Annotated in this window: 16 protein-coding genes; 8 read left to right on the top strand and 8 right to left on the bottom strand. The window is 71.4% G+C overall.

The genetic code is table 11. The features are described from left to right. Positions 1-72: 72 nt before the first annotated feature. Positions 73-1,389, top strand: a complete 1,317-nt coding sequence (locus E1262_RS19620; RefSeq protein WP_132104825.1) for an SGNH/GDSL hydrolase family protein — start codon at positions 73-75, stop codon at positions 1,387-1,389. Here the strand turns inward: E1262_RS19620 and E1262_RS19615 are convergent. After that, a complete protein-coding gene (locus E1262_RS19615) occupies positions 1,369-2,556 on the bottom strand; it encodes a heparan-alpha-glucosaminide N-acetyltransferase domain-containing protein (RefSeq protein WP_162606001.1) in 1,188 nt (395 codons plus the stop codon). The genes E1262_RS19620 and E1262_RS19615 overlap by 21 nt on opposite strands. Positions 2,557-2,561: 5 nt before the next feature. After that, positions 2,562-2,690, bottom strand: a complete 129-nt coding sequence (locus tag E1262_RS31760) for a hypothetical protein (RefSeq protein ID WP_275261789.1) — start codon at positions 2,688-2,690, stop codon at positions 2,562-2,564. Positions 2,691-2,836: 146 nt separating this feature from the next. On the opposite strand from E1262_RS31760, the gene dnaK reads away from it, so the two are divergent. Genes dnaK through E1262_RS19595 form a run of 4 tightly spaced genes read left to right on the top strand, consistent with a single transcriptional unit; the run spans position 2,837 to position 7,014 of the window. Next, on the top strand, positions 2,837-4,732 hold the full coding sequence (dnaK, locus tag E1262_RS19610) for a molecular chaperone DnaK (RefSeq protein ID WP_132104823.1): 1,896 nt from the start codon (positions 2,837-2,839) through the stop codon (positions 4,730-4,732). Beyond that, positions 4,729-5,415, top strand: coding sequence for a nucleotide exchange factor GrpE (gene grpE, locus E1262_RS19605; RefSeq protein ID WP_238992988.1), 687 nt, complete (start codon positions 4,729-4,731; stop codon positions 5,413-5,415). The genes dnaK and grpE overlap by 4 nt, the downstream gene beginning before the upstream one ends. Positions 5,416-5,446: 31 nt before the next feature. Beyond that, on the top strand, positions 5,447-6,595 hold the full coding sequence (gene dnaJ, locus E1262_RS19600; protein ID WP_132104822.1) for a molecular chaperone DnaJ: 1,149 nt from the start codon (positions 5,447-5,449) through the stop codon (positions 6,593-6,595). Continuing rightward, positions 6,592-7,014: a heat shock protein transcriptional repressor HspR gene (locus E1262_RS19595; RefSeq protein WP_132104821.1), complete on the top strand. Its 423-nt coding sequence runs from the start codon at positions 6,592-6,594 to the stop codon at positions 7,012-7,014. The genes dnaJ and E1262_RS19595 overlap by 4 nt, the downstream gene beginning before the upstream one ends. An 11-nt stretch (positions 7,015-7,025) precedes the next feature. Here the strand turns inward: E1262_RS19595 and E1262_RS19590 are convergent, their stop codons facing one another. Continuing rightward, positions 7,026-7,436 carry a hypothetical protein gene (locus E1262_RS19590; protein WP_132104820.1) on the bottom strand — a complete coding sequence of 137 codons (411 nt, stop codon included), beginning with the start codon at positions 7,434-7,436 and terminating at the stop codon, positions 7,026-7,028. Positions 7,437-7,514: 78 nt separating this feature from the next. Between E1262_RS19590 and E1262_RS19585 the strand changes: the two genes are divergently transcribed. Further along, the gene (locus tag E1262_RS19585; RefSeq protein ID WP_132104819.1) at positions 7,515-8,123 is read left to right on the top strand and encodes a TetR/AcrR family transcriptional regulator; all 609 of its coding nucleotides are present in this window, start codon (positions 7,515-7,517) and stop codon (positions 8,121-8,123) included. 10 nt (positions 8,124-8,133) lie between these two features. Here the strand turns inward: E1262_RS19585 and E1262_RS19580 are convergent, their stop codons facing one another. Further along, positions 8,134-8,499, bottom strand: coding sequence for a DUF4333 domain-containing protein (locus tag E1262_RS19580; RefSeq protein WP_162606000.1), 366 nt, complete (start codon positions 8,497-8,499; stop codon positions 8,134-8,136). 115 nt (positions 8,500-8,614) lie between these two features. Between E1262_RS19580 and clpB the strand changes: the two genes are divergently transcribed. After that, positions 8,615-11,209: an ATP-dependent chaperone ClpB gene (clpB, locus tag E1262_RS19575; protein WP_132104817.1), complete on the top strand. Its 2,595-nt coding sequence runs from the start codon at positions 8,615-8,617 to the stop codon at positions 11,207-11,209. 22 nt (positions 11,210-11,231) lie between these two features. On the opposite strand, the gene E1262_RS19570 is transcribed toward clpB, so the two are convergent. From E1262_RS19570 to E1262_RS19560, 3 genes are all read right to left on the bottom strand, one after another. Continuing rightward, a complete protein-coding gene (locus E1262_RS19570; RefSeq protein WP_132104816.1) occupies positions 11,232-11,987 on the bottom strand; it encodes a siderophore-interacting protein in 756 nt (251 codons plus the stop codon). A gap of 64 nt (positions 11,988-12,051) precedes the next feature. After that, positions 12,052-12,261 (bottom strand): DUF397 domain-containing protein, encoded by a 210-nt coding sequence (locus E1262_RS19565; RefSeq protein ID WP_132104815.1) that lies wholly within the window; start codon positions 12,259-12,261, stop codon positions 12,052-12,054. After that, positions 12,258-13,064: a helix-turn-helix domain-containing protein gene (locus E1262_RS19560; RefSeq protein ID WP_158603025.1), complete on the bottom strand. Its 807-nt coding sequence runs from the start codon at positions 13,062-13,064 to the stop codon at positions 12,258-12,260. Before E1262_RS19560 ends, E1262_RS19565 begins: the two co-directional genes overlap by 4 nt. Positions 13,065-13,306: 242 nt before the next feature. On the opposite strand from E1262_RS19560, the gene E1262_RS19555 reads away from it, so the two are divergent. Further along, the gene (locus tag E1262_RS19555) at positions 13,307-13,540 is read left to right on the top strand and encodes a hypothetical protein (RefSeq protein WP_132104814.1); all 234 of its coding nucleotides are present in this window, start codon (positions 13,307-13,309) and stop codon (positions 13,538-13,540) included. Positions 13,541-13,609: 69 nt separating this feature from the next. Here E1262_RS19555 and E1262_RS19550 read toward each other — a convergent pair whose 3' ends face one another. Continuing rightward, positions 13,610-15,049, bottom strand: a complete 1,440-nt coding sequence (locus E1262_RS19550) for a serine hydrolase domain-containing protein (protein WP_132104813.1) — start codon at positions 15,047-15,049, stop codon at positions 13,610-13,612. Positions 15,050-15,067: the final 18 nt, after the last annotated feature.

Below are 15,067 nucleotides of genomic sequence, written 5' to 3'. Positions count from 1 at the left end.
CCGGCCTTAGCGTCACCAGTGCCGCGCCCGGTTCCCCCCGCCGGGCGCGGCCGACTCGACGAGGAGCCGCCGATGCCGCCGTCCCGCTCGCTGCCGACGTCCCTTCGACGCTGGGCCGGGCCGCTGGCCACGGCCGCCGCGGGCGCGGTCCTCGTGGCCGCCGCCGCGACCGCCACTCCGTCCGCGAGCACCGTCCCGCCGAACCCGACGGCCGTCGACGTACCGGTCGCCACAGTGCCCGCGGCGACCGGCGACTGGGTCGGCACCTGGGCCACCGCGGTGGCCCGGCCCCAGAACGGCCAGGCCCTGGCCGGCTTCACCGACACCACCCTCCGCCAGCGGCTGCACGTGTCGGTCGGCGGATCGCAGGTGAGGCTGCGACTGACCAATGTCTACGGCACGCAGCCGCTGGTCGTGCTGGCGGCGACGCTCGCGCTGCCGGGCGCAGCGCCCGGCGACGTCGACCCGGCGACCCTGCGGCCGGTGACGTTCTCCGGCGACGCCAGCGTGACGATCCCGGCCGGCGCCGAGCTGATCTCCGACCCCGTCGGGCTGCCGATCGCCGACGACAGCGACGTCCTGGTGAGCCTGTACGTGCCCGGCCCGACCGGGCCGGCGACGTACCACTCGGCGGCGCACTCGACCGGCTGGGTCGCCACCGGCGACCAGACCACCGCGCCGTCGGTGTCCTCGTTCCCGCAGACCACGACCTCGTTCTGGTTCCTCGACGGGCTGGACGTGCGCGGCGTGGCGTCCGGCGCGGTGGTGTTCCTGGGCGACTCCATCACCGACGGCAGCGGCTCGACCCGCGACGCGAACCGGCGCTGGCCGGACTACCTGGCCGACCGCATGCTCGCGCAGCCACGGCCGCTCCAGTTCGGGATCCTCAACGCCGGCATCGGCGGCAACCGGCTGCTGTTGCACGCCAACAGCCCCGGTCAGGGTGACAACGCACTGGCCCGGTTCGACCGTGACGTGCTGACCCAGGCCGGCGCCGGCACGGTCGTCGTCTTCGAGGGCATCAACGACATCCAGCAGCCGAACTCGCAGTACGACCCGGAGCGGCTGATCGCGGCGTACGAGCAGATCATCCAGCGCGCCCGCGACCAGGGCATGCGGGTGGTCGGCGCGACCATCGGGCCGTTCCAGGGCTGGGGCACGTGGACGCCGGAGCGCGAGGCCGTGCGGGCCGCCGTCAACGAGTGGATCCGCGAGTCGGGCGCGTTCGACGCGGTGATCGACTTCGACGCCGTCCTGCGCGATCCGGACGAGCCGCTGCGGATGCGGGCCGAGTACGACTCCGGCGACCACCTGCATCCCGGCGACGCCGGCTACCAGGCCATGGCCGACGCGGTGGATTTGGCCGAGCTATCGCCGCGCCGACGGTGACAGCACCAGCTCCCGACCCGAGCGGCCCAGGGCTGCTGCCACCGCCTCCAGCGGGCCACGGCCGATGAACGCCCGCCAAGGCATCGCGATCGCGAACATGATCGCGACGTGCACCAGGTAGGTGGACAGGTCGTGGCCCGCGACCGGCCCGGACAGCAGCACGACGTGCAGGGTGTACAGCGTGAACGTCATGCCGCCGATCGCCGCCAGCGGCCACACCAGGGGCCGGGCGCGGGGCGCGATGAGCAGCATCAGCCCGAGCACGGCCACGCTGGTGCCGATCGTGTGCAGCAGGTCGAACGGGGTCGCGGTGTGTGGTGCCGCCACTATCAGCCACCACCAGCTGGTGGCCGGCGTGGTGCCGTAGAAGGACGTGTTGTTCACCGCGCCGGCGAAGTCGAACGGGTTGGCCGGGTGCCCGCCGAGCCCGGCGGTGACCAGGTGCTCCAGTCCGCCGTTGTCGAGCAGCACCGTCGACGTCACCCAGGCGGCCACCGCCAGCGTGGCGCCGCCGGCCAGCAGCGTCGCCGCGACCCGGGTCGACGACAGGGCCAGCCGGCCGATGCCCAGGCCGACCAGCAGGTAGGCCAGCCAGGGGAACACCGGGTAGTAGCCGGTGACCAGCAGCTCGCGCAGCAGGTCGCCCGTGTGCTCGAGCGACTCGAACGTCGGTGTGTCGTACGACGCCGGGGGCTCGCCGATGCGCCAGTAGTGGTTCAGCAGCGGCGCGCCGGTCGCCCAGACCAGCCCCAGCGGCAGGAGGATCCGCGGCCCGAGCCCCAAGAACGGGATGGCCAGCAGGAACAGCAGCCCGTAGTAGGCCAGGATGACCGCGACGCCGGACGGGAACGCGCCGAGGCACAGGCCGACGAGGAAGATCACCAGGGCGCGCAGGGCGACGCCGACGCTCGCGGCAGCCAGGGGCCTGCCCCGCAATGGCGTGCGCCCGCCGGTGGCCAGCGCCAGTCCGACGCCGGCCAGCAGCGCGAACAGCGCCGACGACCGTCCGCTGGCGATGAGCCGCGATGCCGTGGCCCCGCCGTCCTCGCCGATGCCTGGGAGGATGTGCACCGACATCATGCCCAGCAGCGCGATGCCGCGGGCGGCGTCGACACCCAGCAGCCGGCTGCGGACGGCGACCGGCCGGGCCTCTTCCTGAACGGCCATGGCGGCTAGAAGATCAGGGCGGCGAGGAACGGCGCCACGCCGGCGATCAGGCAGAGGATGAGCACGGCGGCCGTGATCTGCTTGCGCAGGTCCGGGCGGCGGGGTGCGTCGTCGTCCTGGAACTCCGGGAACATGCGGGTCAGCGTACGCGCAGTATCTGAGGGAATCCTCAGAGCCGGTCGCTCGTTGTCCAGATACGGAAGTTGAGCCACGTCGGCTCAAGGTTATAGTTGAGCCATACTGACTCAACACTGCTGAGCGAACACTGGAGGTAACTGCCATGGCACGAGCCGTCGGCATCGACCTGGGCACGACGAACTCCGTCGTCGCCGTCCTGGAGGGTGGCGAGCCCACCGTCATCGCCAACGCCGAGGGGTCGCGCACCACCCCGTCCGTGGTGGCCTTCGCCAAGAACGGCGAGGTCCTGGTCGGTGAGGTGGCCAAGCGCCAGGCCGTCACCAACGTCGATCGCACCATCCGCTCGGTCAAGCGCCACATGGGCTCCGACTGGTCGCAGAAGATCGACGACAAGACCTTCACACCACAGCAGATCTCGGCGTTCGTCCTGCAGAAGCTGAAGCGCGACGCCGAGGCGTACCTGGGCGAGACCATCACCGACGCCGTCATCACCACGCCGGCGTACTTCAACGACTCCCAGCGCCAGGCCACCAAGGAGGCCGGCGAGATCGCCGGGCTCAACGTCCTGCGCATCGTCAACGAGCCGACTGCCGCGGCGCTGGCCTACGGGCTGGACAAGGGCGAGCACGACCAGACCATCCTCGTCTTCGACCTGGGTGGCGGCACGTTCGACGTGTCGCTGCTCGAGATCGGCGAGGGCGTCGTCGAGGTCAAGGCCACCAGCGGCGACAACCACCTCGGTGGCGACGACTGGGACCAGAAGGTCGTCGACTGGCTGATCGGCCAGGTGAAGTCCGCGCACGGCCTCGACCTCTCCAAGGACAGGATCGCCATGCAGCGCGTCCGCGAGGCCGCCGAGCGGGCGAAGATCGAGCTGTCGTCCAGCACGCGGACGTCCATCTCGCTGCCCTACATCGCGCAGGACGCCGAGAAGAACCCGGTGCACGTCGACGAGACCCTCTCTCGCGCGCAGTTCGAGCAGATGACCACCGACCTGCTGGGCCGCACCAAGGCGCCGTTCCAGAACGTCATCCGCGACGCCGGCATCTCCGTCGACCAGATCGACCACGTGGTCCTGGTCGGTGGCTCCACCCGCATGCCCGCCGTCGTCGACCTCGTCAAGGAGCTCACCGGCGGCAAGGAGCCCAACAAGGGCGTCAACCCGGACGAGGTCGTCGCCGTCGGCGCCAGCCTGCAGGCCGGCGTGCTCAAGGGTGAGGTCAAGGACGTCCTGCTGCTCGACGTCACTCCGCTGTCCCTCGGCATCGAGACCAAGGGTGGCGTCATGACGAAGCTGATCGAGCGCAACACGACCATCCCGACGAAGCGCTCCGAGATCTTCACCACGGCCGACGACAACCAGCCGACCGTGGGCATTCAAGTCTACCAGGGCGAGCGGGAGATCGCGGCCTACAACAAGAAGCTCGGCACGTTCGACCTCACCGGTCTGCCGCCGGCGCCGCGCGGCGTCCCGCAGATCGAGGTCACGTTCGACATCGACGCCAACGGCATCGTGCACGTGTCCGCGAAGGACCTCGGCACCGGCCGCGAGCAGTCCATGACCATCACCGGCGGGTCCTCGCTGCCCAAGGACGACATCGACCGCATGGTCCGCGAGGCTGAGCAGTACGCCGAGGAGGACCGCAAGCGCCGCGAGGCCGCCGAGAACCGCAACCAGGCCGAGTCGCTGGTCTACCAGACGGAGAAGTTCCTGGCCGACAACACCGAGAAGGTCGGCACGCTCTCCCAGGAGGTCCGCGACGACGTCGACACCGCCCTCGCCGACGCCAAGAAGGCGCTCGAGGGCAACGACGACGCGGCCATCAAGTCCGCGACCGAGCGCCTGCAGACGGCCTTCCAGGCCCTCGGCGCGGCCATCTATGCCAGCGCTCAGGCTCCGTCGGGCGACGGCGACGGCGCGCAGGCCGGTGCCGACACGGGTGCCGCCGGCGACGGCGCGTCCTCGGCCACGAGCGACAACGCCGAGGAGGACGTCGTCGAGGCCGAGATCGTCGACGACGAGAAGGACACCAAGTGACCGATGCGCAGCGACCCGAGGGTCTGGGAGACGACCCCGAAGAGCTGAAGCCCGTCATCCGCGACCGGCGCCGCATCGATCCCGAGACCGGTGAGGCGCGGGCCGCCGACGCCGGCACCGCGTCCGGCCCGGACGCGGGGGCCGCGGCTCCCGCGTCCGACGGCGTGGCGGCGGCCGGCGAGGAGCTGGCCGCCGCGCGTGCCGAGGCGGCCGAGCGGCTCGACGACCTCCGGCGGCTGCAGGCCGAGTACGTCAACTACCGCCGCCGGGTCGAACGCGACCGCGAGGCCAACCGCGAGGCGGCCAAGGCCGAGGTGCTCGCGGAGCTGCTAGGCGTGCTCGACGACATCGGCCGGGCCCGCGACCACGGCGACCTCACCGGTGCGTTCCGGTCGGTCGGCGAGGCGCTGGAGTCGGTGACGGCGAAGGCCGGCCTGGTCCGCTTCGGCGAGCCGGGCGACGCCTTCGACCCGATGATCCACGAAGCGTTGATGCACGGCTACGCCGACGACGTCGAGGTGCCCACCTGCACGCAGATCCTGCAGCCGGGGTACCGCATCGGCGAGCGGATCATCCGGCCCGCGCGGGTCGCGGTGGCCGAGCCCACCGAGGCGCTGCCGGCGGCGCCCGCGGACTCGCCCGGCGAGGACGATTCGGCGGAGAATAAGGACGACCAGATCTGACGTTCCGTAGACGGAGAGGAGGGGTGAGCCCGTGAGCACCAAGGACTGGATCGAGAAGGACTACTACAAGATCCTCGGCGTCTCGAAGGACGCCGACGCGGCCACGGTCAAGAAGGCGTACCGCACCCTTGCTCGCGAGCTCCACCCCGACCGCAACACGGACGACAAGGCCGCGGAGGAGCGCTTCAAGGACGTCTCCGAGGCGTACTCCGTGCTGTCCGACCCCGCCAAGCGCAAGCAGTACGACGAAGCGCGCACGCTGTTCGGCAGCGGCATCCGCACGCCGGCCGGCGGGGGCGGCGGGTCGTTCAACTTCGACCTCGGCGACCTGTTCTCGGGTAGCGGCGGTGGCGGTCTCGGCGACGTGTTCGGTGGCATCTTCGGCCAGCGCAACCGGCCGCGGAGCACCGGCGCGCGCCGGGGCGCCGACGTCGAGCGCGAGGTGACCGTCTCGTTCAGCGAGGCGGTCGAAGGCAAGACCATCCCGCTGAAGCTGACCAGCTCGTCGGCCTGTTCGGCCTGTGCGGGCACCGGTGCGCGGGCCGGCACCGTCCCTCGGGTCTGCCCCACCTGTTCGGGCACCGGGTTCACCAGCACCGACTCGGGCGGTTTCGGCATGGCCGAGCCGTGCAAGGATTGCCGGGGCCGCGGCCTGGTGGTCGACGACCCGTGCCCGGTCTGCAGCGGCTCCGGCCGTGGCACCACGAGCAAGGTCATGCACGTGCGCATCCCGGCCGGCGTGGTCGACGGCCAGCGCATCCGGCTGCGCGGCAAGGGCGTGCCGGGCGAGCGCGGCGGCCCGGCCGGCGACCTGTACGTGATCATCCACGTCGGGTCGCACCCGGTGTTCGGCCGCCGCGGCGAGCACCTCACCCTCACCGTCCCGGTGACGTTCCCCGAGGCGGCGCTCGGCGCCGACATCAAGGTACCTACGCTGGGCGGCAGCGCGGTGACGCTGAAGCTGCCACCGGGCACGCCCAACGGCCGCACCTTCCGGGTCCGCGGCCGTGGCGCGCCCCGTAAGGACGGCACCCGCGGCGACCTGCTGGTCACCGTCGAGGTGACGGTGCCGCCGACGCTCAAGGGCGACGCGAAGCAGGCGCTCGAAGAGTTCCAGACGGCCACGTCGGGCGATGACGTCCGGGCCGAACTGATGAGCCTGGCGGCGAAGGAGGGATGACCATGGAGGCCGGAGGACGGTTCATCGTGGCGATGTCCGGCGCCGCCCGGCTGGTCAGCGACGACGAGCCGCTGTACGTCATCTCGGTCGCGGCCGAGATGGCCGGCATGCACCCGCAGACGCTGCGGCAGTACGACCGCCTCGGGCTGGTGTCCCCCCGGCGCACCCCCGGCGGAGGCCGGCGCTACTCGCTGCGCGAGGTCGAGCTGCTGCGAGAGGTGCAGCGGCTGTCCCAGGAGGACGGCGTCAACCTCGTCGGCATCAAGCGGATCCTGGCGCTCGAGGCCGAGGTGCACGCGCTGCGCCAGCAGCTCGAGCTGCTCACCGGCGCGGTCCACGAGCCCGCCGATTACCTGCCGGTGCCGGCGTTCACGTCGGCGCTGGCGGTCTACCGCTCCCGCTACGTCACCGGCGACTGACCACCCGGGCGTCAGGCCGTCAGCAGGCCGACGCCCAGAGTGGCGAGGCCGGCGGCCAGGATCACGGCGCCGATCCACACCAGCCAGATGAGCCGGTTCGGCATCGTGCGGCCGGGCCCGATCGACGAGAGGAAGAAGCCGGCCGGCATGACGATGGCGGCGATCGGCACGCCGCTGCGCGCCACCCAGGCCGCGAACCCGTCCAGCGACGTCGCGTCGGTGAGCACCGCCGTGATCAGCCCCAGCGTGACGAACATGCCGGCGTGACCGTGCCCCGCCCGGGCGAACGAGCGCTGGAAGTCGGTGGCCGGCACCTTGCCGCGGGCGATCCGGGTGAGGTACCAGCCGCCGGACTCGATGGTGACGGCGGCGAGCAGGAGCACCCCGGCCAGCCGGGTGGCCTCGGAGCTGAGTTCGAGCATTGATGGCACCTCTCCGATGTGCTGAGCGCGCGAATAACCTAACGCTGTTATGAAACAACGTTAGGTTATGCTCGTCAAGTGGGTAGACCTCGGCTGCACGACGACGCGCTCCGCGACCGGCTGCTCGAGCGGGCGGCTGCGACGGTGTCGTCCGAAGGCGTCGCGGCGCTGAACCTGCGCGCGCTGGCGGCCGAGGCCGGCACGTCGACGGCGGCGGTGTACTCGCTGTTCGGAGGCAAGTCCGGGCTGGTCTCGGCGCTGTACGAGCGGGTGTTCGCCCGGTTCGCCGAGCGGCTGGCGGCGGTCGGGGTCAGCGACGACCCGGTCGCCGACATCGTCCGTCTCGGCCACGCCTACCGCGAGAACGCGCTCGCCGATCCGCACGGCTACCGCGTCATGTTCGGCGGCGAGCTGCGCCCGTCCGACGTCGGGCGGCGTGCGGCGCGGTCCGGCGCGCGGACGTTCGATCCGTTGCTCGACGCGGTCCGGCGGGCGGTCCGCGCGGGCGCGTTCCCGAAGCGGCCGCCGGCGGAGTCGATCGCCACCGCGCTGTGGGCCAACGTGCACGGGCTGGTCTCGATCGAGCTGGGCGAGTTCATGCCGCCGCGGGCCGGCGACCCGGCCGCGGTCTTCGCCGCCGCAGTGCGGGCCAACGTCGCCGGCTGGACACTGACAGAGGCCGGCTGACCGGATGGTCTCAGCCCGTGGTCGGCGCCGTTGTCGCGGGCTCAGTGGGCGACGGCGTGGGCGTCGGGCTCGCGGTGTCGTTGCGCACCTCGTACCGGACGTCGTTGCCGTCGACGTCGGTGGTGGTGACGGTCAGGCCGAGCTGCTCGCCGTCGACCGTCGCCGTGCAGTGCACCGACGCGTCGACCTCGCCGGCGAGGTCGCCGTCGCAGCTGACGGACTCGACTTCCTGGCCGGACTGCTCCTCCATCAGCTGCCGCACCGCGCCCTCCAGGTCCGAGCGGGGCACCGAGCGGTCGCCCAGCACGGAGCAGCCGGTCAGGGCGGCGATGGCGAGGGCGGCGGCGGTCAGCGCTGCCGGGAGGGGTCGAGGCATCACCGATATCGTTCCAGATATCTGGGTCGTCATGCAGAGTTGAGTGGAATAGGCTCAACTCTGTCGCGGTTGTCTCCGACAAGAGACCGACCACACTGGGAATCCGGGGAGATCGATGTCCGACCAGCTCACCACCAAGGCCCAGGAGGCGCTGTCCGTCGCCGTGCGCAGCGCCGCGACCGCAGGGAACCCGGCCGTCGAGCCGGTGCACGTGCTGCGTGCACTCCTCATCCAGTCCGGTGGGCTGACCGGGCCGCTGCTCGAGGCGGCCGGCGCCGACCTCGCGGCGGTCCGGCGCGATGTCGACGCCGCGTTCGAGGGGCTGCCGAAGGCCGCCGGCTCCACCGTCGCGTCGCCGAACCTCGCCCGCACGACGTACTCCGTGCTGTCGCACGCCGGCGAGGTCGCCCGCGAGATGGACGACCAGTACGTCTCCACCGAGCACCTGGTCGTGGGGTTGGCACACGTGCCGTCGCCGGTGCGCGACCTGCTGTCCAAGCACGGCGTGTCGGCTGAGAAGGTGCGCGCGGCGTTCGGCGAGGTCCGGGGCTCGGCCCGGGTCACCAGCCCGGACCCCGAAGGCAGCTACGACGCCCTGAACAAGTACGGCGTCGACCTCACCGAGCGCGCCCGCGAGGGCAAGATCGACCCCGTCATCGGGCGCGACTCCGAGATCCGCCGCGTCGTCCAGGTGCTGTCGCGGCGCACCAAGAACAACCCCGTCCTCATCGGCGAGCCCGGCGTCGGCAAGACCGCCGTCGTCGAGGGCCTGGCCCAGCGCATCGTGGCCGGCGACGTGCCCGAGTCGCTGCGCGGCAAGCGGCTGGTCGCGCTCGACATGGGCGCCATGCTGGCCGGCGCGAAGTACCGCGGCGAGTTCGAGGAGCGGCTGAAGGCCGTCCTCGACGAGATCAAGGCCAGCGACGGCGAGGTCGTCACGTTCATCGACGAGCTGCACACCGTCGTAGGTGCGGGCGCCACCGGCGACTCCGCCATGGACGCCGGCAACATGCTCAAGCCGATGCTGGCCCGCGGCGAGCTGCGCATGGTCGGCGCCACGACGCTCGACGAGTACCGCGAGCGCATCGAGAAGGACGCCGCCCTGGAGCGCCGGTTCCAGCAGGTGTACGTCGGCGAGCCCAGCGTCGAGGACACCGTCGCGATCCTGCGTGGCCTGCGCGAGCGGTACGAGGCGCACCACAAGGTGCAGATCGCCGACGCCGCGCTGGTCGCCGCCGCCGCGCTCTCACACCGTTACATCACCGGCCGCCAGCTGCCCGACAAGGCCATCGACCTCGTCGACGAGGCCGCGTCCCGGCTGCGCATGGAGATCGACTCCTCGCCGGTCGAGATCGACACGCTGCGCCGCCAGGTCGACCGCCTCAAGATGGAGGAGCTGGCCCTCGACAAGGAGCACGACGACGCCTCGCGCGAGCGGCTCGCGTCGCTGCGGGCCGAGCTGGCCGACCGCGAGGAGGAGCTGCGTGGGCTCGAGGCCCGCTGGGAGCAGGAGAAGGCCGGGCTCAACCGCGTCGGCGCGCTGAAGGAGCAGATCGACGAGCTGCGTGGCCAGGCCGAGCGCGCGCAGCGCGAGGGCGACCTCGCCGGCGCCAGCGAGCTGCTGTACGGCCGCATCCCGGAACTGGAGAAGGAGCTGGCCGCGGCCAGCGAGGCTGAAACCCGGACCGCGACCGCTGAGTCTCTCCTGGTCAAGGAGGAGGTCGGCCCCGACGACGTCGCCGACGTCGTGGCGGCCTGGACCGGCATCCCGGCCGGCCGGCTGCTCGAAGGCGAGACCGAGAAGCTGCTGCGCATGGAGGACGAGCTGGGCAGCCGGGTCGTCGGGCAACGGACCGCGGTGGCTGCCGTCTCTGATGCCGTCCGCCGGTCCCGCGCCGGCATCTCCGACCCCGACCGGCCCACCGGCTCGTTCGTCTTCCTCGGCCCGACCGGTGTCGGCAAGACCGAGCTGGCCAAGGCGCTCGCGGAGTTCCTCTTCGACGACGAGCGCGCCATGGTCCGCATCGACATGAGCGAGTACAGCGAGAAGCACAGCGTCGCCCGGCTGGTCGGCGCCCCGCCCGGCTACGTCGGCTACGAGGAGGGCGGCCAGCTGACCGAGGCGGTCCGCCGCCGCCCGTACTCCGTCGTGCTGCTCGACGAGGTCGAGAAGGCGCACCCAGAGGTCTTCGACATCCTGCTCCAGGTGCTCGACGACGGCCGGATGACCGACGGCCAGGGCCGCACGGTCGACTTCCGCAACGTCATCCTCATCCTGACGTCGAACCTCGGCTCGGTGTTCCTCGCCGACCCGGCGCTGGACGAGAAGGCCAAGCGCGACGCCGTCATGGAGGTCGTGCGGGCGTCGTTCAAGCCGGAGTTCCTCAACCGCATCGACGACATCGTGATGTTCGAGCCGCTCGGCACCGACGAGCTCGCCCGCATCGTCGACCTGCAGGTCACGAAGCTGGCGGCGCGGCTGGCCGACCGGCGCCTGGTGCTCCGGGTCACCGACGGCGCGAAGGAGTGGCTGGCCCTGACCGGATACGACCCGGTCTACGGCGCTCGGCCGCTGCGCCGGCTGGTGCAGACCGCTATCGGCGACCAGCTGGCGAAGGAGATCCTGGCCGGCCAGGTCCGCGACGGCGACACCGTCGTCGTCGACCTCGACGAGGGCGCCGACAAGCTCAGCGTCCGCCCCGCCGCCTGACGCCGCCCGGCCGGCTCCCCGCTCAGCCGGGGGAGCCGGCCCGGCCGAGGCGCCAGTAGCCGAACGCGTGCAGCCGGTCGCGTTCGACGCCGCGTTCGTTCGAGGCGAACCGGCGGATCGCGCGCACCTCGCCCGCCTCACCGGCCACCCACACGTCGACGGCGCCGCCGGGCCAGGGGAGCGACCGGACCGCGCGCTCGAGCGCACCGGTCGTCCCGGCCGGGGCGCCGTCGCGGTGCAGCCAGGTGACCCGCAGGTCCGCAGACGACGCGAGCGGCTGCTCCTCGGCGGCGTCGGCCACCTCGATGACGGCGTGGACCGGCAGCCCGGCGGGCGCGGCCTCGGCCACGGCGGCCAGCGCCGGCAGGCCGGTCTCGTCGGCCGCCATGATCACGGCATCGGCGGCGAGCGACGGCACCGCGTGCGGCCGCGGCCCGGTGAAATCGAGCGCATCGCCGGGTGCGGCGGACCGGGCCCAGCGGACGAACAACCCGTCGCCGTGCAGGACGACGTCGAGGTCGATCAGCCCGGACGCCGGGTCGGCGCGGCGGATCGTGTACGTGCGGCTGGCCGGCCGCGCCCCGCTGAGCGCCCCGGCATCGGCCTCGGCGCCGACGGGTGAGAGCCGCAGCACTTGGTTCGGGCAGGACGGGTCCAGCGGCAGGTGCGGCTGCTCGACCTCGACGGTCAGCCGGAGCATCGCCGGGGTCAGCGGCTCAACGGACGTCACCCGCAGCCGGCCGGCCGACCCGCGGGCGGGTGCGGGTCCGGCGGTCATGCCCGCATCGTAAGACCGCCCCCGCGGCCGGTCGGCTGCGGGGGCGGTCGGAGGTCCATCGGTCTCAGTCGAACTCGCCGGCCTTCGCGCCCATCACGAATGCCGACCACTCGCCAGCGGTGAACTTGAGAATTCCACCGTTGGGATTCTTGCTGTCGCGCACGGCCATGCCACCTTTCGGCAGCGGCGTGACCTCGACGCACTGTCCGCCGTCGCCGTTGCTGTAGCTGGACTTGCGCCACACGGCGCCGGCCAGCTCCGACACCTCGCTCATAATTCCTCCATGACTTGGCGGATCAGATCCGCCGATTCATCTGGTGACAACGCCTGGGCCCGGAGCACATCCATCCGGTCCACGGCATCGCCCACGACTCCGCTGTCCGTCATGAGGTGACCCCCTGTGGGGCCCTCGTAGTACAACACCGGCTGCCCGTTCAGACGGTCGAAGATCGTCATTTGTCCGTTCAGCGCGGCATGCGCACCTGCAGCGAATGGCATCACCTGAATGGTGATATGCCGCATCTCGCCCATTTTGAGCAGGTGTTGAAGTTGATCTCTCATGACGTCCGGCCCGCCGATCATCCGGCGGAGCGCGGCCTCGTCGATCACCGCTCGCAGCCTCGGTGGATCATCGCGGCGAAGGATCTCTTGCCGCCGCATCCGAGCTTCGACCTGCGTGTCGACGTGGTTGTCATAGGCCATCCTGACGCCCGCCAGGAGCTCGCGTGCATACGCCTGTGTCTGCAGGAGTCCGGGCGGAAATGTCTGCTCGTACGTATGGATCGACTTTGCCCGTTCTTCCTCCTCGATGAACCCTCGATACTTCGCGGGTACCGACTCGCGGCTCACCATCTTCCATGCACGGACGAGGAGGCCGTCGGTTCCCAGGATCTCATCGCACCGTTCCGCGAACTCTCGCTGCGGAGGCCGCTGCGCAGTTTCCACATTAGCGACGGCCCCGCGCGAGTAGTTCAGCTTTTCGGCCAACTGTTCTTGGGTGAGACCGGCACGGTGACGCGCCCGCGCCAGCTCACCACCGAAAAAGGCGGCCGCGGAATCCGGATCATGGTCTGTCACGGCATCTCCAGGCGATGTCACAAAGTCGCGGGCGGCGTCACAAGTGGGGGGCGTGACAGCCGAATTGTTCCCGCGGGTGGCTCAGATCATGCACGATACTTCGCCAAGGGCTACGGCGCAGCGTTTCGGCTGATCCGAGCCGTGGCGAAGCGTTGCCAGGCCCCGGTCCGCAGCCCGCCCCGAACGGGCGTGGACGAGCCCGGAGCACGGGCCCTCGAGAGGCCCGGCACGACGGAGGAGAGATGGCCCGCTTCACGGCCCGAGCCCACGGGTACGGCCTCGTCGACTGGAGCCCTGACGAGGTGGACGCCTACGCCTCCCGGTTGCTGCGTGACCACGTTCCGGGCCGGCGTTGGATGCCGCACCGCTCGTCGTCGTGCCGCGAGTGCGGAGAGAGCTGGCCGTGCCCGGCCGCGGCGTGGGCCGGCCAGTGGAGCCACGGCGTGACCCGTACCGAACCGCGCTCGCGGTTCTGAATCCGGTGAGTGAGATGACCTCGACCCTCGTTGTCCTTGCCCTGCCCCTGCTGTGGGCCGTCTGCGAGCTCATCTCGCGGGAGCGTCGCCGGCACCATTCGTGACCAGCGGCGTGCCCGGTGAGACGCGGTCGCGCGTGCGCACCGCCCGGGCCACCCGGTCGATCGGATGTGCCGTCATGGCGAACGCCTGCACCGATGCGACGCCGTCGACGCCGAAGTGGTAGCGGATGGTCTCGCCTACGGGCGCGTAGCCGGTGCCGCCGGCGATGCGCAACGTGTGGTCGTCGACGACGGCCAGCCGGATCGGCTCGTCCGTGGGATCCCGGTCGGTCGGGTCCAGCAGGTAAAGTCGGCCGGCCAGGTCGACCACGTCGAACACCCGCCACATGCTGGCGAACCGCCCGGTGAACCGGGACAGGTCGGCCGGTGACGGCGCCAGCTGCGGGCTCGCGGTCTGGGCGAGGTTCACCAGCCGGATCAGCCCGTCGGCCAGCATCTGCGCGGGCCCGTCGATAGCGTTGGTGAGCACCGAGACGGCCAGCCGCCCGGCCGGGTCGAACGACGTCCGGGTGATGTGGCCCGGGTAGCCGCCGCCGTGCCCGAACACCAGCCGGTCGCCGATCACCGAGCGGCCGAACCCGAGGCCGTACTCCGCGTCGCCACGGCCCTCGACCTTCCACTCGGCCCGCTGCATGAGCCGCTTCGACGCGTCCGACACCAGCCGGGTGTCGCCGTGGAAGTGCGCCGCGACGTAGTGCACGAGGTCCTCGGCGGTGCTGAAGAACCCGGTGGCGGCGGCCATCGCGGCGGTGTCGACGTGATCGATCGGGATGCGCCGGTCGGCGTAGGACAGCGCGGTGTAGCCGGTGGCGTAGTCGCCGGCCCGGACCGGGTCGTACTCGGGGCCGGTGTTCTCCAGCGACAGCGCCTCGACGATGTACTCGTGCACGAAGGCGTGGTACGGCATGCCAGACACCGCCGCGACGATCATGCCGAGCATCGAGTAGCCGATGTTGGAGTACTTGAACCGCTCGTTCGCGGGGAGCACGCCGGCGCCGTCGTCGAGCAGGATGTCGCGTAACCGGTCCTCGTCGGGGAACGCGTGCGCCAGCTGCCAGAAGTCGCCGTCGCGGCTGTCGCGGACCACGCCGCCGCCGTGCCCGAGCAGCTCGCGCACCGTCACCATGGCCAGCGGCGTGCCGCGCAGGAACGGCAACCAGTGGACCGCCTGGTCGTCCAGCCGCAGCTGCTCGCGCTCGGCCAGCTGGAGCACCGCGGTGGCCGTGAACGTCTTCGAGTGCGACGCGATCCGGAACAGGTGCTGCGGAGTCAGTGCGACGCCATGCTCGACGTCGGCCAGCCCGTGCGCGCTGGAAAGCAGCAGCTTGTCCTCGTGGAGGACGGCCGCCTGGATGCCCGGGACGCGGTCGTACTGCTGCCGGAACGCGACCCACGTGTCGAAATAGCGGGTGGCGTCGGCCACTGCGGGATGAGAAAGATCGCTCACGAATCATGACCTTATCGA

Source organism: Jiangella aurantiaca (genome assembly GCF_004349105.1).
In the GTDB taxonomy this organism is placed as follows: domain Bacteria; phylum Actinomycetota; class Actinomycetes; order Jiangellales; family Jiangellaceae; genus Jiangella; species Jiangella aurantiaca.
Note: the sequence above shows the minus strand (reverse complement) of the source record. Positions and strands in the feature narration are given on the sequence as shown.